Origin of the sequence: Staphylococcus cornubiensis (genome assembly GCF_900183575.1) — a bacterium.
GTDB lineage: Bacteria > Bacillota > Bacilli > Staphylococcales > Staphylococcaceae > Staphylococcus > Staphylococcus cornubiensis.
The window spans coordinates 38,362-63,319 of the sequence record NZ_FXUZ01000002.1 but is presented as its reverse complement, the minus strand read 5'-3'; the positions used below and the strand labels follow the sequence as shown (position 1 = coordinate 63,319).

General features: G+C 38.7%; 18 protein-coding genes. 6 read left to right on the top strand and 12 right to left on the bottom strand.

The window, feature by feature from the left end:
- Positions 1-2: 2 nt before the first annotated feature.
- The 5 genes from CCE82_RS03340 to CCE82_RS03320 all read right to left on the bottom strand — a co-directional run bounded on the left by CCE82_RS03340 (position 3) and on the right by CCE82_RS03320 (position 6,853).
- Positions 3-662 (bottom strand): SDR family oxidoreductase, encoded by a 660-nt coding sequence (locus CCE82_RS03340; RefSeq protein ID WP_086428016.1) that lies wholly within the window; start codon positions 660-662, stop codon positions 3-5.
- A gap of 195 nt (positions 663-857) precedes the next feature.
- Positions 858-1,619, bottom strand: a complete 762-nt coding sequence (gene pflA, locus CCE82_RS03335) for a pyruvate formate-lyase-activating protein (protein ID WP_086428015.1) — start codon at positions 1,617-1,619, stop codon at positions 858-860.
- Positions 1,620-1,677: 58 nt separating this feature from the next.
- Positions 1,678-3,927, bottom strand: a complete 2,250-nt coding sequence (pflB, locus tag CCE82_RS03330; RefSeq protein WP_420822105.1) for a formate C-acetyltransferase — start codon at positions 3,925-3,927, stop codon at positions 1,678-1,680.
- Positions 3,928-4,344: 417 nt separating this feature from the next.
- A complete protein-coding gene (locus tag CCE82_RS03325; RefSeq protein WP_086428014.1) occupies positions 4,345-5,415 on the bottom strand; it encodes a PTS sugar transporter subunit IIC in 1,071 nt (356 codons plus the stop codon).
- 352 nt (positions 5,416-5,767) lie between these two features.
- Positions 5,768-6,853: a Glu/Leu/Phe/Val family dehydrogenase gene (locus CCE82_RS03320; protein ID WP_086428013.1), complete on the bottom strand. Its 1,086-nt coding sequence runs from the start codon at positions 6,851-6,853 to the stop codon at positions 5,768-5,770.
- A gap of 577 nt (positions 6,854-7,430) precedes the next feature.
- Here CCE82_RS03320 and scdA point away from each other — a divergent pair.
- Positions 7,431-8,105 carry an iron-sulfur cluster repair di-iron protein ScdA gene (scdA, locus tag CCE82_RS03315; RefSeq protein WP_086428012.1) on the top strand — a complete coding sequence of 225 codons (675 nt, stop codon included), beginning with the start codon at positions 7,431-7,433 and terminating at the stop codon, positions 8,103-8,105.
- A gap of 176 nt (positions 8,106-8,281) precedes the next feature.
- Here the strand turns inward: scdA and CCE82_RS03310 are convergent, their stop codons facing one another.
- From CCE82_RS03310 to CCE82_RS03290, 5 genes are all read right to left on the bottom strand, one after another.
- The gene (locus tag CCE82_RS03310) at positions 8,282-8,815 is read right to left on the bottom strand and encodes a hypothetical protein (protein WP_086428011.1); all 534 of its coding nucleotides are present in this window, start codon (positions 8,813-8,815) and stop codon (positions 8,282-8,284) included.
- 4 nt (positions 8,816-8,819) lie between these two features.
- On the bottom strand, positions 8,820-9,965 hold the full coding sequence (locus CCE82_RS03305) for a glycerate kinase family protein (protein ID WP_086428010.1): 1,146 nt from the start codon (positions 9,963-9,965) through the stop codon (positions 8,820-8,822).
- 193 nt (positions 9,966-10,158) lie between these two features.
- Positions 10,159-10,761 carry a class A sortase SrtA gene (srtA, locus tag CCE82_RS03300; RefSeq protein WP_086428009.1) on the bottom strand — a complete coding sequence of 201 codons (603 nt, stop codon included), beginning with the start codon at positions 10,759-10,761 and terminating at the stop codon, positions 10,159-10,161.
- A gap of 394 nt (positions 10,762-11,155) precedes the next feature.
- Complete coding sequence (locus CCE82_RS03295) at positions 11,156-12,421, bottom strand: pyruvate MFS transporter (RefSeq protein WP_086428008.1); 1,266 nt, start codon at positions 12,419-12,421, stop codon at positions 11,156-11,158.
- A 243-nt stretch (positions 12,422-12,664) separates the two neighbouring features.
- Positions 12,665-13,852, bottom strand: coding sequence for an MFS transporter (locus CCE82_RS03290; RefSeq protein WP_086428007.1), 1,188 nt, complete (start codon positions 13,850-13,852; stop codon positions 12,665-12,667).
- A 516-nt stretch (positions 13,853-14,368) separates the two neighbouring features.
- Here CCE82_RS03290 and CCE82_RS03285 point away from each other — a divergent pair.
- The 5 genes from CCE82_RS03285 to CCE82_RS03265 all read left to right on the top strand — a co-directional run bounded on the left by CCE82_RS03285 (position 14,369) and on the right by CCE82_RS03265 (position 20,602).
- Positions 14,369-16,324, top strand: a complete 1,956-nt coding sequence (locus CCE82_RS03285) for a fructose-1,6-bisphosphatase (RefSeq protein ID WP_086428006.1) — start codon at positions 14,369-14,371, stop codon at positions 16,322-16,324.
- Between the two features lie 960 nt (positions 16,325-17,284).
- Positions 17,285-18,673 carry an alanine/glycine:cation symporter family protein gene (locus tag CCE82_RS03280; RefSeq protein ID WP_086428005.1) on the top strand — a complete coding sequence of 463 codons (1,389 nt, stop codon included), beginning with the start codon at positions 17,285-17,287 and terminating at the stop codon, positions 18,671-18,673.
- A 210-nt stretch (positions 18,674-18,883) separates the two neighbouring features.
- A complete protein-coding gene (locus CCE82_RS03275; RefSeq protein ID WP_086428004.1) occupies positions 18,884-19,312 on the top strand; it encodes a pyridoxamine 5'-phosphate oxidase family protein in 429 nt (142 codons plus the stop codon).
- A 19-nt stretch (positions 19,313-19,331) separates the two neighbouring features.
- Complete coding sequence (locus tag CCE82_RS03270) at positions 19,332-19,712, top strand: VOC family protein (RefSeq protein ID WP_086428003.1); 381 nt, start codon at positions 19,332-19,334, stop codon at positions 19,710-19,712.
- A gap of 149 nt (positions 19,713-19,861) precedes the next feature.
- A complete protein-coding gene (locus tag CCE82_RS03265) occupies positions 19,862-20,602 on the top strand; it encodes a MerR family transcriptional regulator (RefSeq protein ID WP_086428002.1) in 741 nt (246 codons plus the stop codon).
- A 769-nt stretch (positions 20,603-21,371) separates the two neighbouring features.
- Here the strand turns inward: CCE82_RS03265 and CCE82_RS03260 are convergent.
- Together CCE82_RS03260 and CCE82_RS03255 are read right to left on the bottom strand one after the other, a co-directional pair.
- A complete protein-coding gene (locus tag CCE82_RS03260; RefSeq protein ID WP_086428001.1) occupies positions 21,372-23,150 on the bottom strand; it encodes an ABC transporter ATP-binding protein in 1,779 nt (592 codons plus the stop codon).
- Positions 23,131-24,924, bottom strand: a complete 1,794-nt coding sequence (locus CCE82_RS03255) for an ABC transporter ATP-binding protein (RefSeq protein WP_086428000.1) — start codon at positions 24,922-24,924, stop codon at positions 23,131-23,133. The genes CCE82_RS03260 and CCE82_RS03255 overlap by 20 nt, the downstream gene beginning before the upstream one ends.
- Positions 24,925-24,958 lie beyond the last annotated feature (34 nt).

The following is a 24,958-nucleotide window of genomic DNA, read 5'->3' as shown; positions in this document are numbered from 1 at the left end:
GCTTATAGAGATGACAATGCCTCTGAAATTTCGTTGTCACCCGTTAACACTTGGAACTCTTTACCACGATGTTCTGTATTTGTAGCCACTTCATACAAGACTGCTGCCACATCTTCACGAGGAATTTGACGCACATCAGGTTGTTCAAACAATTCAGCAACGTTCACTTTTCCTGTCCCTTGATCATTCGTTAATGCACCTGGATGCACAATGGTTGCGGTTAAACGGCTATGTCTTAAATAATCATCCGCATAATGCTTTGCAATCGTATATGGCTTTAAGTCACCGCTCGCGTCAAATGCTTCACGTCGAGAGTCATACGTTGAAACCATAATGAAGTGCTCGATGTTGGCCGCTTCACTTGCTTTAATCGCTTTAACTGCACCATCCAAGTCAACAATAATCGTTTTGTCTGCACCTGTACTACCGCCAGAACCTACCGAAAAAATCACTTGGTCATAAGGCAGAAACGCTTCTGTCAGATCATCAATCGTTGCCGTTTCTAAGTCAATCAATGTGGCAGAAATACCCTGTGCTTCTAACGCTTGTTGTTGATCTTCTTTTCTAACTGCCGCAGTAAAATCCTCACCTTGTACATGCATTTGCTTCACAAGATGTTGTCCTACGCCACCATTCGCGCCTAAAATTAAAGTTCGTGTCATCCGACATCCTCCTCTTTCTCTTTCATACGTGACTAATCATTATTATTCCCTATCAGCGCCTTTCAAAACACAAAAAAGAAGCTGAGACACAACATCACTTTGCATCCCAGCCATTCTCTTTCAATATCATTTAAAGTCAAAATCTTTTTCATTCATAGCGAAAATGGAATCATGTCATTCTTGCAATAACAATATCTAGCGCACAGGCGTAAGAGGGGTTACACCTGTAAAATTCACGTAACCATATGCACGTTCTACATCTTCATCTGTCGGGGGTTCTACATCATTCAACGCATACGGTACACCTAAGGCCTCCCATTTATGCACACCGAGTTGGTGATATGGTAAAATTTCAAATTTCTCAACGTTGCCAAGTTGGTTGATAAATGTGCCAAGTGCTTTCAAGTCTTCGGGGGCGTCAGTGAGACCTGGTACAAGCACATGGCGAATCCATATCGGTTGGCCTTTGTCTGCTAAATATTGAATATACTTGAGTATATGAGTATTAGGCTTTCCGGTTAATTGTTGATGCTTTTCATTATCAATATGCTTAATGTCCACCATCAATAAGTCAGTATGTGCTAAAACTTGATCGAAATGTTTTTTAAAAGCTTCCGTATCGTTTGCACAGCCAAGTGAGGTATCGATACATGTATGAATCCCTTGTGCGTGAAGCTTTTCAAACAGTTCTTCGATAAAAGGCATTTGCAAGAGAGGCTCACCACCACTGATGGTTACGCCCCCTCCTGATGCCTGAAAATATGGGAGATACGGGACAATTTCATCCACGAGTTCATCTGCTGTTGCTGTACGAGAAGGCTCATTGATTTTCCAAGTATCTGGATTATGACAATAGAGACATCTGAGTAAGCAACCTTGTGTAAAGATAATGTAGCGTAAGCCTGGGCCATCGACTGTACCTAAGCTTTCTATTGAATGAATGTGTCCTTTAATCATCGTTCTCCCCCATTTAATCATCTCAAATAAAGTCTGTTAGTGTTATGTCACTTGCACGTTACATAGATTCGTGGAATGTACGAGAAATGACGTCGAGTTGTTGTTCGCGTGTTAATTTAATAAAGTTTACTGCATAACCTGATACACGTACTGTGAGTTGTGGGTATTCTTCTGGGTGTTCCATTGCATCAAGTAATGTTTCTCTGTTAAAGACGTTGATGTTCAAGTGATGACCGTGTTGTAATGCATAGCCATCTAAAATGCTCACTAAGTTTTGTTCTTGAGTTGCTTCTTCTTTACCTAATGATTTCGGAACGATACTGAACGTGTTAGAAATACCGTCTTTACAGCAATCATATGGTAATTTTGATACTGATGATAATGATGCAAGTGCACCGTGATCATCACGTCCGTGCATTGGGTTCGCACCTGGCGCAAATGGTTCGCCTGCTTTACGTCCATCTGGTGTGTTACCTGTTTTCTTACCGTAAACAACATTGGATGTGATTGTAAGTACACTCATCGTATGTTCAGAGTCACGGTATGTTTTATGTTTACGTAATTTTCTCATGAAGCTTTCGACTAACTGAACTGCGATGTCGTCTACACGTGGATCGTTGTTACCATATTTCGGATAGTCGCCTGTTGTTTCAAAGTCAACAACGAGTCCATTTTCATCGCGAATTGTACGAACTTGACCATATTTAATCGCAGAAAGTGAGTCCGCTGCAACAGATAATCCTGCAATACCTGTTGCCATTGTACGGTGCACATCTGTATCATGGAGTGCCATTTCAATACGTTCGTAGCTGTATTTATCGTGCATGTAGTGAATGACATTTAATGAGTTGATGTAAACGCCTGCTAACCATTCCATCATTTCATCAAATTGGCGGTATACTTCATCATAATCTAAAATTTCAGATTGAATTGGTGCGAAGTTTGGCGCAACTTGAGCACCAGATTTTTCATCTTTACCACCGTTAATCGCATACAATAATGTCTTCGCTAAGTTAGCACGTGCACCGAAGAATTGCATTTGTTTACCGATGCGCATTGCAGATACACAACATGCAATACCGTAATCATCGCCGTAGCTTTCACGCATTAAGTCATCATTTTCGTACTGAATTGAGCTTGTTTTAATACTCATTTTCGTACAGTAGCGTTTGAAGTTTTCAGGTAAACGTGTTGACCATAATACTGTCAAGTTTGGCTCTGGTGCTGGTCCTAAGTTGTCGAGTGAGTGTAAGAAACGGAATGAGTTTTTCGTTACCATTGGGCGTCCGTCAATACCAACACCACCGATAGATTCTGTTACCCAAGTCGGGTCACCTGAGAATAATGCATTGTAGTCAGGTGTACGCGCAAATTTCACTAAACGTAATTTCATGATGAAGTGGTCAATGATTTCTTGAACTTCAGTTTCAGTAATCGTACCTGCTTGTAAGTCACGTTCTGCATAAATGTCTAAGAATGTTGATGTACGGCCAAGGCTCATTGCGGCTCCGTTTTGTTCTTTAATCGCAGCAAGATAAGCAAGGTATAACCATTGTACCGCTTCTTTAAAGTTTTCAGCTGGACGGCTTAAATCAAAACCGTAACGTTCACCGAGTTGTTTTAATTCTTTTAATGAACGATATTGCTCTGATACTTCTTCACGTAAGCGAATGACGTCTTCAGTCATTGTTGATGATAAATCATTGAAGTCTTTTTGCTTTTCTGCCATTAAGAAATCGATACCATATAATGCGACACGACGATAGTCTCCAATAATACGACCACGTCCGTAAGCATCTGGTAAACCTGTAATAATCCCTGCTTTACGACAAGCTAACATTTCTTTTGAGTACGCATCGAATACACCTTGGTTATGTGTTTTACGATACTCTGTAAAAATGTGTTCTGTTTCTTTATCTAATTCATAACCGTATGCTTCACACGCTGCTTTTGCCATACGGATACCGCCAAATGGTTGCATCGAACGTTTGAATGGTTTGTCAGTTTGAACACCGACAATTTGTTCTAATGATTCATCCAAGTAACCTGCATCGTGAGATAAAATAGTAGATGGTACTTTTGTATCCATATCCCAAATACCGCCACGATCGCGCTCTTCTTTTGATAACGCCATTACTTGATCCCATAATTTCGTTGTTGCTTCAGTTGGACCGGCTAAGAAACTGTCGTCTCCTTGATAACCTGTAAAGTTCAATTGTATAAATTCACGAACGTCTACATTACGTGTCCAACGTCCAGTTTTAAAACCTTCCCATGCATTATGTGTTGTATGCGTATCTTTAATCATGCTCTTACCTCCAATTGGGTTTGTTCATCATTTCACAATAAGTATAACAGCAAATGTGAATATAATCACTTAAAATTGAAAGCGTTTTATAAACTGTCATCATTTCGCATTAATTTGTATAATAATTTGTCACAATTTATAAAAATTTTAAAAAGAACTTTTTTATTGTTCAACTATTTTTATACATTTCCAGTTAACTTGTTTGATATGTACGATGGCGTCGCTTACCACTTCATACTAAGCTACCAACAGGTCTGAGCATTTAGAAGTCTGGTATCGTTTTGGCAATCTTGAATCAATCCATCCAATCCACTAAAGATAATCTCATTGTTTTACAAAACATCTTTCCTCCCCGCATGTTTAAAAATAAAAAAGTGCCACTTTGCATAATTCAACAAAATGACACTTTCCATGTTTTTATTTATTTTCTTCAGTTGCTGTAAAACGGTAAATCTCAGAATCATACAATTTTAAAACTTTCCATAAGACGTAATCGACAATGAAACCAACGACTAATGGAATCACGAAAAATACTGCAATAACAATGAGTAAGTTTGTCATACCATTGCCATCCATTAATTCTAAAGCTTTAATTGGTCCAACTAAACCAACAATACCGAATCCAGCCGTTTCTTTAACACCTGTAATACCGAACAATGCCCCTGCTGCACCTGTGACCGCCGCTGTGATGCCAATCGGTAATAATAAAATCGGATAACGGATAATGTTAGGGATCATCATTTTCATACCGCCTAATAAAATCGCGATTGGCACACCGATTTTATTAACACGTAATGTACCAATGAAGAGTACAATTGCTGCCACTGCAACACCAATCGCTGCTGAACCTGCTGCTAAGCCTGAGATGCCGATTGCTAAACCGACGCCGATTGTTGAGATTGGAGACACAATAATAAATGAAAATAAGACCGCAATAAAAATCCCCATCAACACTGGCTGTAACGTCGTAAACGTGTTCACTAAACTACCGATAGCTAACGTAATTTTACTAACATAAGGTAAGGTCCATATCCCAATTAATCCAGCGCCACCGCCTACAATAATGGGTAATAAAATGACGTTTAAACTACCTAAACGATTGCCTAACCATAATACAATCAATACTGCGATAGACGCGGTAATCATCGTATTGATTAAATCCCCAATACCGACCAATTGCCAACCAGCTGGTGTGACTTTCGTTGCACCTGAACCTACAAATGCTGCTGCGCCTACTAAAGCTGTCGCCATTGGATTTAAATTAAATTGTAACGCGATGAGGACACCTACCATAATCGGCAATGCAAATTGTACACCTACGACAACCTGATTCATTGTCCCAAAAATGTCTGCGTATTGACTTAAATGTTTAAATAAGCCCCCTAACACTGCATTTGGAATGAGCCCCGCAATAATCGCGATCGCTAAGCCGTTCAATACTTTGAACATAAATGTTTTAAATGTCATTCTCTGCTCTGTTGCTTCCATTTCCTTAACCACCTCATTGTTGAAATTAAATTTGAATGTATTAAAAATATTCAAATTATTTTCGGAGTACTCAGTTCATTCTACTTTTATTTTTCTTTTTTGTCCCCTTCAAATGCGCTTCGTACCACAACAGTGATAGCGTAACCGAATAAAGTCGATTTATCAATACCATTTTTTCAAATATTCGCAATTTAATGTGACTGAATTTAATATATTGTTATTTTTTCCATTTCAACTGCCCTCCTCTCACGCAAAAAAAGGAAAAGGGACTAGAACATAACATTGTCCCAATCCCTTTCCATTTAATGTGTATATATCATACGAAAACCTTTAACTTAATTCAGGTTTCATTTTATGATTGTTGTGGTGTTGCAGAATATTTACTATGTACACGCATCATCGTATCAATTCGTGTTTCTGCTAAATGTTCAGCGGCTTGTAAAGGTAAAATACCTTCTTCTTTCGCAATCGTGAAAATTTTGTCCATTTGCTCGTAAATGTTTTTCACTTTCTTTTCAGCACGTTCACGATTATATTGACCGTATAATTCATCGGCAACGTTAATCACACCGCCACTATTAGCCACAAAGTCAGGTGCATAAATAATGCCGCGTTCTTCTAACATTTGACCATGCTTATCTTCTTCTAACAATTGGTTATTTGCACTCCCACATACCATTTTGACTTTAAGCTCTGGAATCGTATGATCGTTTAAAATACCACCGAGTGCACATGGCGCAAAGATGTCAGCTTCAACTTGATAGATATCGTTAATACCCACTGCTTCGGCATTAAAATCATTCACTGCACGCTGCACTGCTTCTTCATTGATGTCTGTGACGATGAGTTTCGCGCCTTCCTCATGTAAAAATTTACACATATGATACGCAACATTACCTACACCTTGTACAGCAACAGTTTTCCCGTCTAAACTGTCAGAGCCGAATGCTTCTTTCGCTGTACGTTTCATCGCATAGTAAACACCTAATGCCGTCATAGGACTTGGGTTACCACTTGAACCGTAAGACTCACTCACACCCGTAACATGTGGTGTTTCTAAGCGAATCAAATCCATGTCTTCTACCGTTGTCCCTACATCTTCGGCAGTAATATAACGGCCGTCTAAACTGTCAATGTAGCGACCGAGTGCTCTAAAGAATGCTTCAGATTTATCTGTTTTTGGATCACCTAATACAACAGTTTTTGCACCACCTAAGTTAAGGCCGGCTGCTGCATTTTTATATGTCATCCCTTTAGCTAAACGCATGACATCGACTATCGCATCTTCTTCACTTTCGTAATTCCAAAAACGACAGCCCCCTAATGCTGGACCTAAAGTTGTGTCGTGAATACAAATAATTGCTTTTAATCCTGTTGTCTCGTCGTGGCAAAAAACTAACTGCTCGTAATCAGCTTGTGCCATTTTTTCGAAAATCATTGCCATTCCTCCTTTGTGTTTCACATTTCCCGTCGATGAAACCACATCATTTTAGAATGGAACGTCTTATCTATTCTATTAAGTGAGATATCCGTCCCACTCCACATTATCCAATATATCACATTTACTATTTTTTGACCCCTTCAGCAAATGTGGGACATGGATGTAAGCGGTTCCAATTTCTTATTATAGCATATTTGCATATTTTTGTATTAATGTACATTTGTATGATCAAGATATTTTTAGTATTCATTTTTAACACTCGTTACACATTTGACCATGTTTCAATACAAACACACTTTTTGATGGTTGGTCATAAGACGGTTTAAGTACTTCAAGATTCGCATAATATTTGATTGTTGTGACGACGCTACAAATCGGTCATCTCTATGCTGGCTCATTTTATGTCTGGTTATTACACTTTTACATTAATTGTCATTCTTAATTTTTTGAGATAAGGAGATAATTCTACAAAATATAGCCTTTTTTTCTGTTTAAACTCATCCATTTCCCTAATGTTCATTTTTTCACAATAAACCTATAATGAATGTATTCAAAGACGAAAGGAAGTTTTAGTATGATTGCGACCCAAGATATAGTGGCTGATGTCGTTACACGTTACCCTAAAACAGCTGATGTTTTCCGAAAACACGGTATCGATTTTTGCTGTGGTGGACAAATATCCATTGACGAAGCTGTCTCAAGTAATCCAAAATTGTCTCTCGCACCACTACTTCAGGAATTAGAAAGTGCAAGTCAGCAACAAGGTGAAGGGATGCAACCACAATATTTATCTGTTCCTTCATTAATTCAATATATACAAGCACGTTATCACGACACGTTAAGAGAAGAGTTCAAACAACTCACACCATACGTGACAAAACTCTCACGCGTACATGGTCCAAATCATCCGTATTTAGTGACATTAAAGTCAACATTTGATGAATTTAAATCAGCGATGTTGACACATACAGATGAAGAAGACCAAATCGCTTTTCCTAAACTGGTCCGTGCCGCAAATGGTGACGATGTGGAGGATATAGATGCCGTTGTTCAATCGCTTGTCGATGATCATGATGGTGCAGGTGCGTTACTTCAACAGATGCGTCAATTGACTCACGACTTTCAACCTCCAGCAGAAGCGTGTGGCACATGGCGTCTTGTTTACGACCGAATCGCACATTTAGAACGAGAAACCCATGCACATGTCCATTTAGAAAATCATGTGCTTTTCCCTAAAATAACAAGTTGATGACTATTGTTTCATTGCTATTTATATGTCATGCGCACGCTTGAATACGATTATAAATGATATTGTCACTGAGACGTAAATGGTTTCAGTGACTTTTTATTTTATGTCATTGTAGGTATAAATATTGCGTATCGAACTAAGACAGAAAAGTAAGTATAATGATGATAGTTTCAGCTTTAATGACTTTTTCTCGCGATGGACATAAATTCTTGTCCTGCTTGAAATAGTAATATCCATAATGCTGGATTTTTAACACTTTCGCGAATTTCAATACGATACTCAGGCTTTAATTTAAAAATTGAAGCATCGACATACATCACATCACGTGCCGATTCATCTTGCACTTCAGCATTGTATGTAAAAAAATGAAATTTAAACTTAAAGCGATGGCCTTCCTCCGTGTCAAAGTAGAAACGGGTTGGCAAAAGATGATTTACACGGAAACGGCCCATATACTGCTCATTTTGATATACCTTCCACTTCGGCAAAAACCAACCGAGAAAACCTTTGTCACGTGTTAAGTACAAGCGATTTTCTCCATCTTGAATTTCGTATTCTTGCCAAAAGTAACTACTGAATAATCGCATTTTAAAGCGTTGTTGTCCGCGTCCTAACTTCATTTGATACACTTGTTCATCTTTATCATTCCATACAGGTATGATTTTTTCTGTAACATCCCAAAAATGTTCTTTGTAATGAAATTTTTGCATACGATTACCCCTTCTCTTTAATGAGTTGATAAAATTTTGCCATATGGTATGCCCACTGTCTTAAGTGCACAGGACCTTCTTTTAAAGCTTGTGCGAGCGACATCGGTCCTGGCGACAAACTATATACCGCGTCGATACCGTGTCCTTCAACCGCTTCATACCCTGCACCCAATGTGCCAGCAACCGCGATAACAGGTTTACCATGTTTTTTCGCAGCTTTGGCGACGCCTACTGGTGTTTTGCCATACACGGTTTGTCCATCTATCGCACCTTCCCCAGTAATAACAAGATCTGCTTGTTGTACATGGTGGTCAAAGTGTGTGACTGACAACACAATGTCAATCCCACGTTTCAGTTCGACAGGGAGACAAGCCAACAAACCAGCCCCCAATCCCCCGGCAGCACCCGCACCTGGGATATCGGCCACTCGTCGCTTTAAATCTTGTTCAATGACAGTATGAAACCGTGTCAAAGCATGCTCTAAAATGACTTGTTCTTTCTCATCTGCACCTTTTTGTTGACTGTAAATCGCAGTTGCCCCATTTGGCCCAAGCAATGGATTATCGACATCACAAGCGACTTCTAGTTGGATGTGATGAAAACGTGGATCTAATTGTGACACGTCAATATGTGCTAATTGTGCTAAACCTTGACCCCCTCGAGGAATCGACTGGCCAACGTCATCTAAAAATTGAACACCTATCGCTTGAAGTAGACCTGCACCCCCATCATTTGTCGCACTGCCTCCGATACCTAAAATAATGTGTGAAACACCTTGTTCAAGTGCATCTAATAACATTTGTCCTGTCCCATATGTAGACGTCACGAGCGGATTCCGTTCTTCTGGTGTGACTAAATCTAATCCAGAAGCTGCAGCCATTTCAATGATTGCGGTTTGTCCTTGATTCGCGAGACTATATGTAGCTGAAATCGATCGACCTAAAGGATCTTGGACGGTTATCGTTCGCCATTCACCACTTAGCGCATCATGCAAAGACTGTGTTGTCCCCTCTCCACCATCTGCCATAGGGATTTTATGAAAAGTTGTCGTATCTCCTGTCACGTCACGCCAGCCTTGTTCGATTGCTTCAGCGGCTTGCATGGCGGTCATAGATTCTTTAAATGAGTCAGGCGCAATAAGTATGTGCATCGGTCAACCTCCTTCTATATGTTAATTCCTATATTACATGGCGAACGATAAGAATTCAAAAGATGCTCGAACCTTTGTCAACCACTATACACGCCCAAAACATTCATCGTCCTTTCCCAAAAATAAAAAGGCGATGTCCCGCATTCGCGATACGACATCACCTTTTAATAGTTAATATGATTTACACTTCATTTTACGAGTTCACGCGTTCTGCAACATAAATTTTACGCGTGAGCCACTGCCCTGTTTTCTCATCGTAATCATCACATGTAATGAGTGTGAGTTGATCTTTATCTTTCTTCATTTCATCTAACACTTCAACTTGATATGGGTTGACATCCTTGATAGATGTAATCTTGTATTTGCGTGTTTCTTTACCGACTTTAAAAGTCACCTCAGCGCCCTTTTTCGCTTTATGCAACTCTGTAAATTGATAGTTCAGACTATAATTGGTATGACCGGCAATAGAAATATTTTGGTCTTTCAGTGATTCATCCTTTTCTGCAAAACTGACACCTCGCTCAAGTTGTTCAGGTGTCGCTGGCCCAGGGTAAACCGCTTCTTTAATATGAACGGAAGGCACTTCTAATACACCGACCACTTTCGACGGATCTTTCGGAATTTCAGGCACTTCAGCTTTCTCTTTCTTTTGCTTTGCTTCATATTCTTCAATTTTTTGTTCATTTTGTTTATTCGTCAAATACGCATCAATTTTGGGCTTAAAAATAAGATAAATCCCTCCTACAATCAGTGCGATACCGATAATCGGGACAATCCAACGTGTTAACTTTTGCATTAACTAACCTCTTTCAAGATAATTTTATGCCTCTTATTATATCATGATTTTGCGTAACACCATCAAAAAAGGGAATTGGGCATAAAACTTTTTCCTGCGATTGGTGCAATATTTTTGTTAAACTTGCCCTTTCGCTATGAATTTTGTTTTTGATTGCCCTCATGGCTTTGCGTTCTTAGAGCAAGTTTATGAAATGAAGACAACTCACAGCATCCAATGATTACATCCAATTCATCCTCATTTTTGACGGTGTTATCATCAATAATGGGAATAAGTCCGTTCATTGAAGGAAATTGGACGGTCTAGTTCAGTGACGTCAACTTTGATTATTGACCCCTTGACAAATCGTAGGAATGGGCTGGGGTAACTTAATGTCCCAGCCCATTCTTATCAATTATGCTTCGTCTTTAATTAATGGTTGGTCTGGTTTAACGAAGAACCATAACACAATCGCAACGACAACTAAAACGAGCATCGAACGTAATGTTGGAATCCAACCGATCATTTCAGCAAGGTAACCGGCAAATATCGGACTCAACACCGCACCGATATTCCCCCATAAGTTCATCCATCCTGAAACTGTACCCGAATAGTTACGTCCTAAGTCGGCTGCTGAAGCCCAACTCATCACCATTGCTAAACCGATACTACTTAAACAGAGTGACATCCAAACGATATTTTTCACTAATGAATCTGATATAATCGCAAAGTTCAATGCAATGCCAAAAATAACAAATCCTGCAATCGCGATAATACCACGTGCCGCAAAGCGTGACTTACCACTACTTAAAATCTTATCTGAAATCGTACCGCCACTTAAAATGAACACGAACATCACTAACCAAGGAATACCCGCGATTTTACTCATCGTATCACGGTCAACATGGAATTGCTCCATTAAATAAGTTGGATACCAATATAAAAATAGTGTAATAGTGAATTGTACTACAAAATACTGTAGCGCAATCGCATAAAAACTAAAGCGTGAGAAAAATGTGCCCCATGGTGGTGTTGATTTTTTTGTTTTAACCACGTCACGATTTTCCATAATGAAGTGTTTCTCCGCTTCATTAACCATTTTATGTTGCTCTGGTAAGTCTTTTGCGATAATTGCCCATAAAATCGCAATTAAGAAACCTATCGCACCAAAAATATAAAATACTGCTTGCCAACCAAATGCATTATATATAGTGATTGTAACAATTGGCGCTACAACAGGACCAAAATAAGAACCTGCCAATAACGCGCTTGCCGCACGGCCTTTTTCATGTTTACTAAACCAATATGTATTGAATACCGCATTGGATGGAAACATTGGTGATTCACCCGCACCAAATAGAAAGCGGATGAAGAATATCAAACCATGATTTTTTACCATACCTGTAAAGATTGTAAATGCACTCCACCATACTAACGCAATCGTAATCATCTTTTTAGGGCCATATTTCTCAGCTAAAAACCCTGATGGCACTTGCATCAACGCATAACCTAAATAGAAAAATGAACCTAACAGTCCGAACTGTCCTTTTGTAAGGTGTAAGTCTTCCATCATTGGCGCAGCGATATATGAAATATTTGTACGATCCATATAGGCAATCACACCAATTAAGAAAAATATACCTGCAAATAGCCAGCGGACATTCGTTTTCTTTTGACTCATAATTTTGACCTTCTTTCATTTGGTCACCTGATGACCTTTCATGTAGCTATCTGAATATACCACATGAAGAAAGCGGTTACAATATAAATTTGAACATTTTTTGAACGTTTTTAGAAAATTCTTTAATAAATTACACTTTTATTAACCAAAAACGGCTTAACTCCCTTTAGTTGCAGGGAATTAAGCCAATTTTAAAATAAATTCGTTTTTATTTTTTGAAACTTTTACTATGCATGACAACTATTATGTCGCTTTTGGTTTATGTGGCTGACGGTGGCCGTGAATCACCGCATATAAGATGATGCATAATAATAAAATGATACCAATCGCCAAGTACATCATACGATAACCTATTGACGGTAAGATGAGCCCTATTAATGCCGGACCAAAACCAATGCCGACATCTAAGCCGATAAAGAATGTCGATGTTGCCAGACCGACTTGATCCGCACGAGATACTTTGACTGCTACCACATTACCGACTGCTGTCATACTTCCATAACCGATTCCAACGAGCGCACCGGATAACAGCAATGCCCATCCACTTTGTGCCATTGCTAACACTAAAATTCCTAATCCAAATAAGACTAACGCTGGATAAGCGACCCAATTTTCATGAAAACGATCCAAAATGCGTCCTACAAATGGGCGTGTCACTACAGAGGTCACCGCATAAAAGATAAAGTAGTAACTTGCCACTGTTGCTAAATCAATTTCTGCAGCATAAAGTTGTAAAAATGATAAGACTGACGCATAGCCTAAACCACAAATTAATACAACGATAGCAATCGGAATCGCTGGTACTGAAATAAATTGTGAAATGTGAAAGCCTTGATGTTCTGATTGTTGTTCAGCCATCGCAACATTGATTTTTAGAAACAATGCAAAAATTAAAGCTAATATCGCAACAACAAGACAAACTGTAAACAGCACAAATGTCGGATAAATATCCGCTAAATACAATCCTAAAAATGGACCAATTGCCGCACCAATCACTAAACTCAAACTAAATAAGCTAATTGCAACACCTCGACGTTCAACGGGTGCGATAAGCGGCACAATTGTCCCTGTCGCAGTCGTCGCAACAGCAAGCGCAATCCCATTTAAAAAGCGGGTCAAAAATAAGAAAACGAGACTGCCTTCAATAAAATAAAAACATTGCGTGATAATAAATAATACTAAACCGATCATCAACAAGCGTTTAGGACCGACTTCGTGAATAAAGCGCCCTGCCACAAAGCGCCCGATTAAAGCACCGACGATAAAAATACCTGTAATCAGTCCGGCAACACCTGTAGAAACGTCATATCGTTGAATCGCATATTGCGCAATGACAACAATGAGTAAATACATGGCTAAATAGACAAAAAAACTAACTAAAAAGTTGTAAATGTAATTTCTCATAAAGTGCTGACTCCCTTGATTTTGCACTTGTATTCCTCCTTCTCAATTTAGTGAGCTAGGCTAACTAATAACTTTGATATTATATCGTGCTTATAGCATAAAATCAAGCCCCTAACTCACAAATTAAGAATGGCACAATAGAATTGAATGACATGGTGTATGTTCATTGTATACAATCTATATATAAACAGGTTCGTTTAACTTCTATAAATAATATGGTTTAATAGAATTGAAACGGTTAGACACAGGTCAACTTCATATTCGATATATAAGGGCATCTTGGCTTGTCACGGTGATTTAAGACGGGTAAGAAAGATTCGTATTGTGCTAGCCGTACGACTTGATTTGAACGTGCGATTGAACACAAGAAATCATGCTGGTCTCAATAACGCGCATGATGTTTGCGAACACAACTCCCCACTTCTTAACTCCCTCTATGACTTAAGTCCATCCATTTTCAGTCATCTTGAAAAACAGATGTGTATCATTTATGCCCTGCAATAATTTAAAAGACAAACAATTATGGGTAAAGGAGAAATTCAAATGTCATCTCAAACAGAAAAAGAGTTAAAAAGACAGTATTTAGATTTAATCGCTGAAAAATACGATTCAGAAGAAAAAGTTGCGACCGAAATTATCCATTTAGAGTCGATTTTGGATTTACCTAAAGGCACAGAACACTTTGTCAGTGACTTGCACGGTGAATATCACGCATTCCAACACGTGTTACGTAATGGATCTGGTAATTTACAATCAAAAATCCATGACATCTTCCAATCGCGTTTAGATCCAAAAGAAATGAATGAATTGATTGCGTTAGTCTATTATCCCGAAGAAAAAATTAAGCGTATTAAAAATGGTTTTAACACAAAAGAAGAGCGCCACGATTGGTATGAAAAAACAATCAATCGACTACTCGAATTAGTAAAATATACATCATCGAAATATACTCGTTCTAAACTGCGTAAATCATTGGCGCCTGAATATACATTTATCATTGAAGAATTACTCTATAAAAGTAACCAATTTAACAACAAAAAAGCTTATTACGATGCGATTTTGAAACAAATTATCCAACTGAATCAAGCCGATAAACTCATTATCAGCTTGGCAAACACAACACAAAGATTAGTCGTGGATCACCTTCATGTTGTGGGTGATATTTACGATCGTGGGCCACACCCAGACAAAATTATAGATACGCTCATTGACTACCATTCTGTTGATATTCAATGGGGAAACCATGATGTGTTATGGATGGGCGCGTACTCTGGTTCAAAAGTGTGTCTTGCGAATTTACTGCGCATTTGTGCACGTTATGACAACCTCGATATTATTGAAGATGCATATGGGATTAACTTACGTCCATTATTAACATTGGCAGAAAAATATTACGATGATAATTTGGCATTCCGTCCGAAAAAACATCCAGAGAAAAATCCATCTGAATCCGAAATTTTACAGATTACTAAAATTCATCAAGCCATTGCGATGATTCAATTTAAATTAGAAGGCCCTATCATTAAACGCCGTCCAGAATTTGAAATGAATGAACGTTTATTGCTTGATCGCGTCAACTATCGTAATCGTACAATCGAAATTAACGGAAAAGTTCATCCGATTGAAAATACTTGCTTCAGAACAGTAGACCCGCGCCAACCTACTGCGTTACTTGAAGAAGAACAAGAAGTCATGGATAAACTGCTAACATCCGTACAAGAATCTGAAAAACTACGTCGTCACGTGGACTTCCTCATGAAAAAAGGTAATTTATATTTACGTTACAACGGCAATTTACTCATTCACGGTTGCATTCCAATTGATGAGCAAGGTGAAATGGAAGGGATGACGATTGATGGTCGTTTTGTCACTGGACGTGAATTGATTGATGAATTTGAAACACATGTCCGTCACGCTTATGAAAATAAAGAAGTGGAAGATGACCTTTCAACAGACTTAGTATGGTATTTATGGACAGGTAAATATTCATCATTATTCGGTAAACGTGCCATGACGACATTCGAACGTTACTTTATTAAAGATAAAAGCACTCACAAAGAAGAGAAAAATCCATATTATCGCTTGCGTGAAAATGAAGACGTTGTGAAAAAGATGTTGGAAGAATTCGATATGAATCCAGAACAAGGCCGTATCATTAATGGGCATACGCCTGTCAAAGAACGAGATGGTGAAAATCCTATTAAAGCAAACGGTAAAATGCTTGTTATTGATGGTGGTTTCTCTAAAGCGTATCAATCGACAACAGGTATTGCAGGCTACACCTTGCTGTATAACTCATTTGGTATGCAACTTGTGGCGCATCAACATTTCAATTCAAAAGAGAATATGTTAGAGACGGGCGAAGATGAGTTGTCTATTCGCCGTGTTGTGGATAAAGAATTGGAGCGTAAGTTGATCCGTGATACGAATGAAGGGGCTGAGTTACAGAAAGAGATTGATATGTTGAAGGCGTTGATGTCTTATCGTTATATGAAATAATGTTGTTTGAAAACGTAATCTACAGATAAATGAATAATTCTTGATATATAAGCTGCTCTTATTGATTGCTATCATAGGCTTGCGTTCATAGGGACTTACCTCAACTCAATTTGGCTTGATTGAAATGGACACTTGATGGAAGCCATATTGGATTTTGGGAGTAGTACAGAAATCTCATGTGTAACAAAGTTTTCGTCGTACTGCCCCCGCAAGGCTGACTAGACTTCTCAAAAGCGAACGCATTGAGAAGTCAGACAGCTACTGCGTTAAACAGTAACCCCTATCAAAGTTAAAAGACGACATTTTTTTAACTATATCCCACAGGAGCCTCGCCTTGTTCTGCAATTCAATAAGGCAGCTTTTTTCTATGTACGACCCGTTCATTCATCTTTCATTTGCCCTTTAAAACAAAGTAAAAATTACGTTTATTCACTTTAAACATCAACATTGCCGTTCCTACATATTGGAGTAATCAAAGTGTTTAGGCAGCTCTTGCCATTTTTGAATTACATTTTAAAAACAAGCCACCTTTCACATGTGCTTCTTATTTTCATCAAACGTATCATTTAGCCCTTCCTCATTGTGTGGGTATAAAAAAATAAAGTGCCCCATCATCTTTATTTATAGCTTTCGCCACATTCTTCAAATTATTTTTTGATTAAAACAAGTTAATCTGTTGTCTTCTCTAATGATTGAAAATGGATAATCAAATAAAAGTGGTAATGTTTGAAAGAAAGGTGTAAAATTTGAGAGTGCGTTTTTAATCGTATCGTGTGCTATCAACAACGTGTGATGTGGTAACGGCTAATATGTTATGGGAAATGGCATTTTCGATGTTGATATCTATTTAATTTAAAAGAGCAATAATTAGAATTTAGTATTATTTTACATTTCAAATCTATGTGTATTATAATGATGAAAGCGTTTACTTAAGAGAAGCAAATATTGGAGGGGTAATGTGTGATTAATATCCTAGAAAAATTAAATGCAATATTATGGGGCGCACCGAGTCTCATTTTATTAACGGGAACGGGTTTATTTTTAACCTTTGTGTTGAAAGGCATGCAGTTCACAAAACTGATTCATGCGTTCAAACTCGCTTTTGTTCCTAATAAAAAAGAAGCCGAAAGTGAAGGAGACATTAGTAACTTTAAAGCATTGATGACGTCACTTGCGGGTATGATTGGTAACGGGAACATCGCCGGGGTTGCGACAGCTGTCACTTTAGGTGGTCCTGGTGCGATTTTTTGGATGTGGGTTGTTGGCTTGCTCGGTATGACGACAAAATATGCTGAGGCGCTGTTAGCCATGAAATTCCGCGTTCAAAATGACAAAGGTGAATATTCCAGTGGTCCGATGTATTACATAGAAAAAGGATTGGGTCACCGCTTCAAATTTTTAGCAGTTGCATTTGCCATTTTCGGTGCCTTTGCTGCATTAGGTATCGGAAATAGTGTTCAGTCAAATACGATTGCTGACGTCATGACGAATAGCTTTAATGTGAGTGGTTTTATTACAGGAATTGTATTGGTCATTTTGATTTCACTCATCATTTTTGGTGGACTAAAACGTATTAGTAACGTTGCAGGTTTCTTTGTCCCAATGATGGCCATTTTTTACATTGGTGCTTCTGTAACGATTTTGATTATTAACTACGATCAAATTTTACCGGCATTCGGTTTAATTTTTAAATATGCGTTCACACCCGTATCTGCTGCAGGTGGTTTTACAGGTATCGTGGTGATGCAAGCCATTCAAAATGGTGTATCTAAAGGGATTTTTTCAAACGAAGCCGGTTTAGGTACTGTCGCATTGATTTCAGGTAATGCTAAAGCCGGACATCCTGCAACACAAGCACTCGTAGCAATGACAGGTACATTTATTGTAACGATTATCGTCTGTACGATGACGGGTCTTGTTCTACTTGTGACGGGTTACTGGGATCCAACAGGCGGCTTATTATCTGGTGTATCACATGATGCCAAATTAGAAGCTGGTGCACTGACAAGTATGGCGTTTGGCGCAAGCTTAGGAACTTTAGGCGAATATGTCGTGTCACTCTCTGTGATTTTCTTCGGATTTTCTACCATTATCGCTTGGTTCGTGTACGGTGCGAAATGTTTTGAATACTTATTCGGTGTAAAATACGTCATGCTTTATGGTGTCATTTATGTTATCGCTACATTCGTCGGTACTGTCGCAAACCTTAAAACAGTTTGGTTATTTGCGGATACTGCCAATGCGATGATGATGATTCCAAACTTAATCGGTATTTTATTCTTATATAAAGTCATTAAGAAAGAAACGGAGTCATATTTCGAACCTAATACACAAATCTATTCAAAATAAAGACGATTTTGAAACTATACGATCTGTAGTTCGTTGGCAGGTCGTATAGTTTTTTACGCACTATGTAGTTATTTGACAGAAACTTCACTAAAAGCCGCTATACAACAGACGAACGTGATAAAATGGATGATAAGTTTTGTCGTTATGCTCAACAATGTAGCTTCGTTTGTCATTATCGATTCAGGGTAAACTGACCTTGAGGTGATAACCATGAAACAACAAGCGATTGAAAAAATCAATCAAGTAATCGAACAGTCACGTATTGGCGTACTTTCTACTGCTGTTAACAATAAACCGAATAGCCGTTATATGATTTTTTATAATGATGATTTAGATTTGTATACGAAAACGAGCCGTTCAACACGAAAATTTGAAGAACTGACACAAAACCCAGATGCACATGTATTATTAGGCTATGAAGAAGGTTTAGGTCAGCCTTATGTAGAAATTGAAGGTCAAGTCGATATCATTACAAACTCTAAAGAAATCGATTGGTTATGGCAAGAACAAGACCGTACCTTTTTTGACTCTAAAAAAGACCCTGATTTAGTGGTGTTACGTATCATTCCATCACATATCACATTGCTGAATAGTGATGATACAGAAACCCCTTTTGAAATTGATGTAAGCCAACTGTAAAGAAAAAGGAAGTGTTTAGATGATTCAACGTTTACAAGAAGTCATGTTGTACGTGCAAGATCAAGAAAAAGCCAAACAATTTTGGACATCACATTTTGATTTCCAAGTCGCATCTGACGAAACGTTTCAAGGCATGCGTGTCATCACGTTAAAGCCAACAGCAGCGGCACAAACAGCCATCGTATTGCAAGATAAAGCAAAAGTTGAAGCAATGGGGATGGGCGTCAATACTGGAACCCCTTCCCTCATGTTCGGTACAACAGATATCGACGCGCTTTATGATGACTTAAAATCAAAAGGCATTCATGTCGGCGAGAAAATGACCTTACCGACAGGCACTGTTTTTAACTTTGCTGACGAAGAAAACAACTATTTTGCAGTCCGCCAAATCGAACAATAATGATAAAAAACACTATTCCTCCACAGTGCATTTTCAATACTTAGCGCTATGGGAAATAGTGTTTTTATTATGTTTTAAAAAATATGCTTGACCTTTACGTTACGTCAACCCTTACACTGACATTATTCCAAAAAGAGAGGAGGTTCAATATGTATACGATTAAAGCTGTATCCCAGCTAACGGGATTATCCACACGTACTTTACGCTATTATGATGAGATCGGGCTTCTCCATCCGAGCAACTATAATGAAGCTGGCTATCGTTTGTACAGTGAACAGGACATTGAGCAATTACAACATATTATGATTTATAAAAGTATGCAATTGCCACTTGATCGAATTAAATCCGTCTTACAAGAAACATCAAGCATTGAAGAAACGCTTAAAAATCATTTGCACTATTTACAACATCAACAAACTCGCATTGCCAAACAAATCAAACTCATCGAAAAACAACTTGGAGGAATTGAAATGTCACAAGAAGAAAAGTTTAGTCAATTAAAAGCTGATACACTCTCAGAAATTAACGCAAAATATGGTGAAGAACTGGCACAAAAATATACGTCAGACCAAATCCAAGCACAACATCAACATTTTGAAAACTTAACACAAGACGTATATCAATCAGCACAAACAGCTGAAGCAACACTATTTTCTTTGTTGAAAACGATCGAGACGCAGAAATTGCCTATCGAGCATCCAACAGCTGAACAAGCCTTTCTCGCACATCAAAGTTGGCTCAAGCACATGGTTCCTAACTATTCAACAGTCTATCATCAACAACTCGCCGACCTTTACATTCAAGACTCACGATTCAGTGCCTATTACCAACAATATGCCGGCGAACAAGCACCCTATATTTTAAACAAACTCATCAAACATTATACGTAAACATAAAAAAAGACGTCATCTTGGTTCTTCCAATTTGACGTCTTTTGATAAACAAGTGCTCTCCATTTTTAATTCATTCCTAGCAAAATTACACACATAGGCGCACTCACCCATCCCTCTCCTTAAGATAAGTCTTTGGTATGCATTAAGGTATCAATTCATAAAATGTTCAGTCAGACTCAATGTGACCATTATTTGTATATCTTAGTCACACATTCACTACTCAAACGCCAAACTCAGATTGCATGAACCTGTGCTCGCTTTCAACATGCAAGTAAAAAATGGATTGCTGAGCTGGGCGAGACTCCTGAGGCATAAAGTTGAAAGCAAAATGACGACTTTCAACCTTAATAGTGGCAACTGTTTAACGCAGTAGCCGTCTGACTTCTCAATGCTTTGAGAAGTCTAGTCGGCCTTGGAACGCGAAGCCCAAAGCGTGCATTCACCCATCTCTCTCCATAAAAAGAGACTTTGATATGCATTAAGATATCTATTTATAAAATGTTCAGTCAGGCTTAATATAAGCGTGATTTGTATATCATTATCGTAAATATTTGAGTATTCACGTTCAAACACAGATTGCAAAAAACGTGCAAGACTCCCGAGGGATAGAGCCGAAGCTGAAAATCCAATTTGGCTTCCATCAAGTGTATGCTTTAATCAAGCCAAATTTAGTTGAAGCAAGGCACCTGGGAAAGCCCTGCACGTTTAAGCAATCTGAAGATGACGACTACCACTAGATATATTCTCAAAATGATACAAACCCAAATCACTCACCTTTAAGCTGCAACTGATACATTTTATAATAAATGCCACCTTTGGCAATCAACGACTCATGCGTACCTCTTTCCACAATCTCCCCTTGATTCAACACTAAAATCTCATCTGCATCTTGAATGGTCGACAAACGATGGGCAATCGCAATCGTCGTCCGTCCAGCACGCATCCGATTCAATGACTGTTGAATCGCTTCTTCCGTCTCAGAATCAATATTGGCAGTCGCTTCATCTAAAATTAAAATTTTCGGGTTAATCGCCATTGTACGCGCAAATGCAATCAATTGACGTTGACCACTTGAAAAGGCACTTCCCTTTTCAATCACTTTATGATCATAACCCCCTTCTAAATTTTCAATAAACTGATCTGCATGAACAAATTGTGCAGCAGCTTTCACTTCTGCCTCTGTCATAGTCGGATGATACAATTTAATGTTAGAAGCAACGGTACCATAAAACATAAACGGATCTTGCAAAACAAGACCAATGTTACGCTTTAAATGTTCATGTGGAAAAAACTTAATCGACTGCCCATCAATCAAAATGTTGCCACGATGAAACTCATAAAAACGCATAAACAAGTTGATAATCGAGCTTTTCCCAGAACCTGTATGACCGACCAATGCAACTGTTTGTCCAGGTTCAACGGTAAATGAAATATGCTTAAGGACATCATGCTCACCGTCATAACTAAATGAGACGTCATCAAAGACGATACGCCCTACTGTAATTTCACTACTGCCTTCTGGTGCTTGTAATGGCGCATGTGTTGGGTTGTCCATCATTTTAAACACACGGCTTGCTGAGACAATAGCTTGTTGGAAAATATTTAAGTTTTGACTGACTTGGTTGACGGGTTCGAAAAAGCGTTGCATGTATTGAATAAATGCATACACGACCCCTGCTGTCACCGTCGTCGAAAAACTTAAAATACCGAAATACGCTAAAATCATCACTGTTGAAAACGTCGACAACATAGTTATTGCTGGGCGTAACAGCATCCCATCTAAGCGAATCGTTTTCATAGAGTATTGATAATGAGATTGGTTGATCGTTTCAAATTCATCTCGTAACCGGGTTTGTTGGTTGAATACTTGAATGATTTTCATGCCTTCAATGGATTCACCGAGTTTCGCATTCAAATCGGATAATCGGCGTCTCGTTTCATAAAAGTAAATCGATGCATATTTACGATAAATAGCAAGGACGATAAAGACGATCGGCGTGAACAGTATCGCGAAAAATGCCATGCGCACGTCGAGCACGAACATCATCGTAAAACTTGCGATAATCATAAAAAATGCGATTAAAAATGATGATAGTACACCTGTAAACATTTCTACGATGGCCTCTGTGTCATTCGTCAAACGGGACACAATACTCCCACTCGGTGTCGCATCAAAAAACTTCATTCCTAAGCGACTAATGCGACGAAAGGCATCGATTCTCAGTTGTTGAATGACTTTAAAGGCTAAATATTGTAAATAATAAATGCTTAAATAGGTAGTCACGGCACCAACGAGTTGGATCCCGATAAACACAGCTAATAAAATGGCGATATCATTACCCGGGAAATATCGAGGTGTTAAATATTGGTCGATAAATATTTTTACTAAATACGGAACTGACATGCTTGAAACGGTGGATAACGTCAACATACTTAAAGTTAAAAAGATCAATTTCTTAAACGGAAATGTATATCGGAGCAGTCGATACAATGTCCGTCCTTGTTCTTTCGTCGTCAATTGGGGATTACTTTCTTGTTGTTTCATTCATGTCACCTCCATTGACTTCACTTTCTAAATCTTGCGTCAACCGACTTTGCATCGCTTGAGATTGGAATGTTTCCGCATACCAGCCATTTTGTTGTAATAACGTTTCATGCGTGCCGCGTTCGATAATTGTACCGTCGCGCATGACAATAATTAAATCTGCATGCATCACCGCACTCATTCGATGGGCCGTAATAATATTTGTTTTGCCTTGACGTTCTTTTTTCAAGTTTCCTAATATCGCCGTTTCAGTTTCGGCATCAACTGCAGACAACGCATCGTCTAAAATCAATACTTGAGGCTCAGTCAATAACGCACGGGCAATGGAAATTCGTTGTTTCTGTCCACCTGATAACGAGACACCACGTTCACCGACGACTGTGTCATACGCTGCGGGTAACGTTAAAATATCTTGGTGAATATGACTCATCGCACTCGCATGATACACCGCTTCATCATCAATATCTGGTTGGCTGAACGCGATATTCCCACGAATCGTTGACGAGAATAAAAAGTGTTCTTGTGGGACATACCCAAACTGTGCACGCAACTTGCGAATATCATAATCACGTATCGGATGATGACCATATTCAATATCTTCAGGGCGCTCTGTATCAAATTCCCGGAGCAATAACCGAATGAGCAAACTTTTTCCCGCACCAGTGTGCCCAACAATACCGACTGTCATCCCTTGTTGAATCGTAAACTGAATGTCGTGTAGACTGGCGTGTGCAGTATCCTCAAACTGAAATTGTTTTAAATTAAACGTTATATCACCAGTCGGAGCATCATCTTGTTGGTAGGTCGTCACAATACCACTTGGCACACTTGCGATGTCTTGGATCCGATCATATGACGCAGACCCTCTTTGAATAATATTAAAGAAAAAGCCCAGTGCAAGCAGTGGCCATACGAGCATCCCTAAGTAAGTTGTGAACGTAATCAACTGGCCAATCGTAATCGAACCATCAATCACCATATAAGCACCAAATACAACGCTCAGTAAATAACTCGCCCCAATGACCAGCTCAATTGTTGGATCAAACAGCGCATCAATTTTAGAAACGACTAAGTTTTTCGCAACAACACGATCACTCAATTCGCGGAAGTCATTTTCGTCTTCTACTTCATATCCGAATGATTTCGTCACTTTTACACCAGCGATACTTTCTTGCGTTTTGTCATTCAATTCACTAAAAGCGCCTTGTGCCTCTTTAAAGCCTTGATGCAATAAACGACCGTAATAACTTGTTGAAATGACAAGGATTGGGAGTGGAATCATCGCAATGAGCGTTAACTTAGGACTAATCGTTAAAAACATCATTAATAATGTAATGCCACCTGTAATCATTGCTTCTGATATCGTCATGACACCAATACCCGCCGTATTTTGTACTGCACGGATATCGTTTGTCGCATGAGCCATCAAGTCACCTGTCCGATATTTTTGATAAAATGAAGGACTCATTTGTGTGTATTTATCGTACAATTGTTCTCTTAAAATACGTCCTAATTTAGCACTTGCTCCGAATAAGCGGGTGCGTAAAAAGTAACGCAAACCATAGACGATTAAGCCCACTGAAAAAATGATGAGCAAATACATCGTCAAATTTTGCGGCGTTAATGTCTTCGCCGTAATATGGTCGATGACAAAGCCGATAATTTGTGGGGGAACTAAACTTGATAATGCCGCAATCAACAACGCAAATAACGCTGTCACATAACGCCATTTCTCTTGTTTTAGAAACCACCCCAATTGTTTAAAAACTTTCATGCTGTCACCTGCTTTCGGTTCTTCCGTGTCTATA

Coding starts and splice junctions, on each gene's coding strand:
- CCE82_RS03340 (WP_086428016.1), bottom strand. CDS start 662: ATGACACGAACTTTAATTTTAGGCGCGAATGGTGGCGTAGGACAACAT.
- pflA (WP_086428015.1), bottom strand. CDS start 1,619: ATGATTAAAGGACACATTCATTCAATAGAAAGCTTAGGTACAGTCGAT.
- pflB (WP_420822105.1), bottom strand. CDS start 3,927: ATGATTAAAGATACGCATACAACACATAATGCATGGGAAGGTTTTAAA.
- CCE82_RS03325 (WP_086428014.1), bottom strand. CDS start 5,415: ATGGAAGCAACAGAGCAGAGAATGACATTTAAAACATTTATGTTCAAA.
- CCE82_RS03320 (WP_086428013.1), bottom strand. CDS start 6,853: ATGATTTTCGAAAAAATGGCACAAGCTGATTACGAGCAGTTAGTTTTT.
- scdA (WP_086428012.1), top strand. CDS start 7,431: ATGATTGCGACCCAAGATATAGTGGCTGATGTCGTTACACGTTACCCT.
- CCE82_RS03310 (WP_086428011.1), bottom strand. CDS start 8,815: ATGCAAAAATTTCATTACAAAGAACATTTTTGGGATGTTACAGAAAAA.
- CCE82_RS03305 (WP_086428010.1), bottom strand. CDS start 9,965: ATGCACATACTTATTGCGCCTGACTCATTTAAAGAATCTATGACCGCC.
- srtA (WP_086428009.1), bottom strand. CDS start 10,761: ATGCAAAAGTTAACACGTTGGATTGTCCCGATTATCGGTATCGCACTG.
- CCE82_RS03295 (WP_086428008.1), bottom strand. CDS start 12,421: ATGAGTCAAAAGAAAACGAATGTCCGCTGGCTATTTGCAGGTATATTT.
- CCE82_RS03285 (WP_086428006.1), top strand. CDS start 14,369: ATGTCATCTCAAACAGAAAAAGAGTTAAAAAGACAGTATTTAGATTTA.
- CCE82_RS03275 (WP_086428004.1), top strand. CDS start 18,884: ATGAAACAACAAGCGATTGAAAAAATCAATCAAGTAATCGAACAGTCA.
- CCE82_RS03270 (WP_086428003.1), top strand. CDS start 19,332: ATGATTCAACGTTTACAAGAAGTCATGTTGTACGTGCAAGATCAAGAA.
- CCE82_RS03265 (WP_086428002.1), top strand. CDS start 19,862: ATGTATACGATTAAAGCTGTATCCCAGCTAACGGGATTATCCACACGT.
- CCE82_RS03260 (WP_086428001.1), bottom strand. CDS start 23,150: ATGAAACAACAAGAAAGTAATCCCCAATTGACGACGAAAGAACAAGGA.
- CCE82_RS03255 (WP_086428000.1), bottom strand. CDS start 24,924: ATGAAAGTTTTTAAACAATTGGGGTGGTTTCTAAAACAAGAGAAATGG.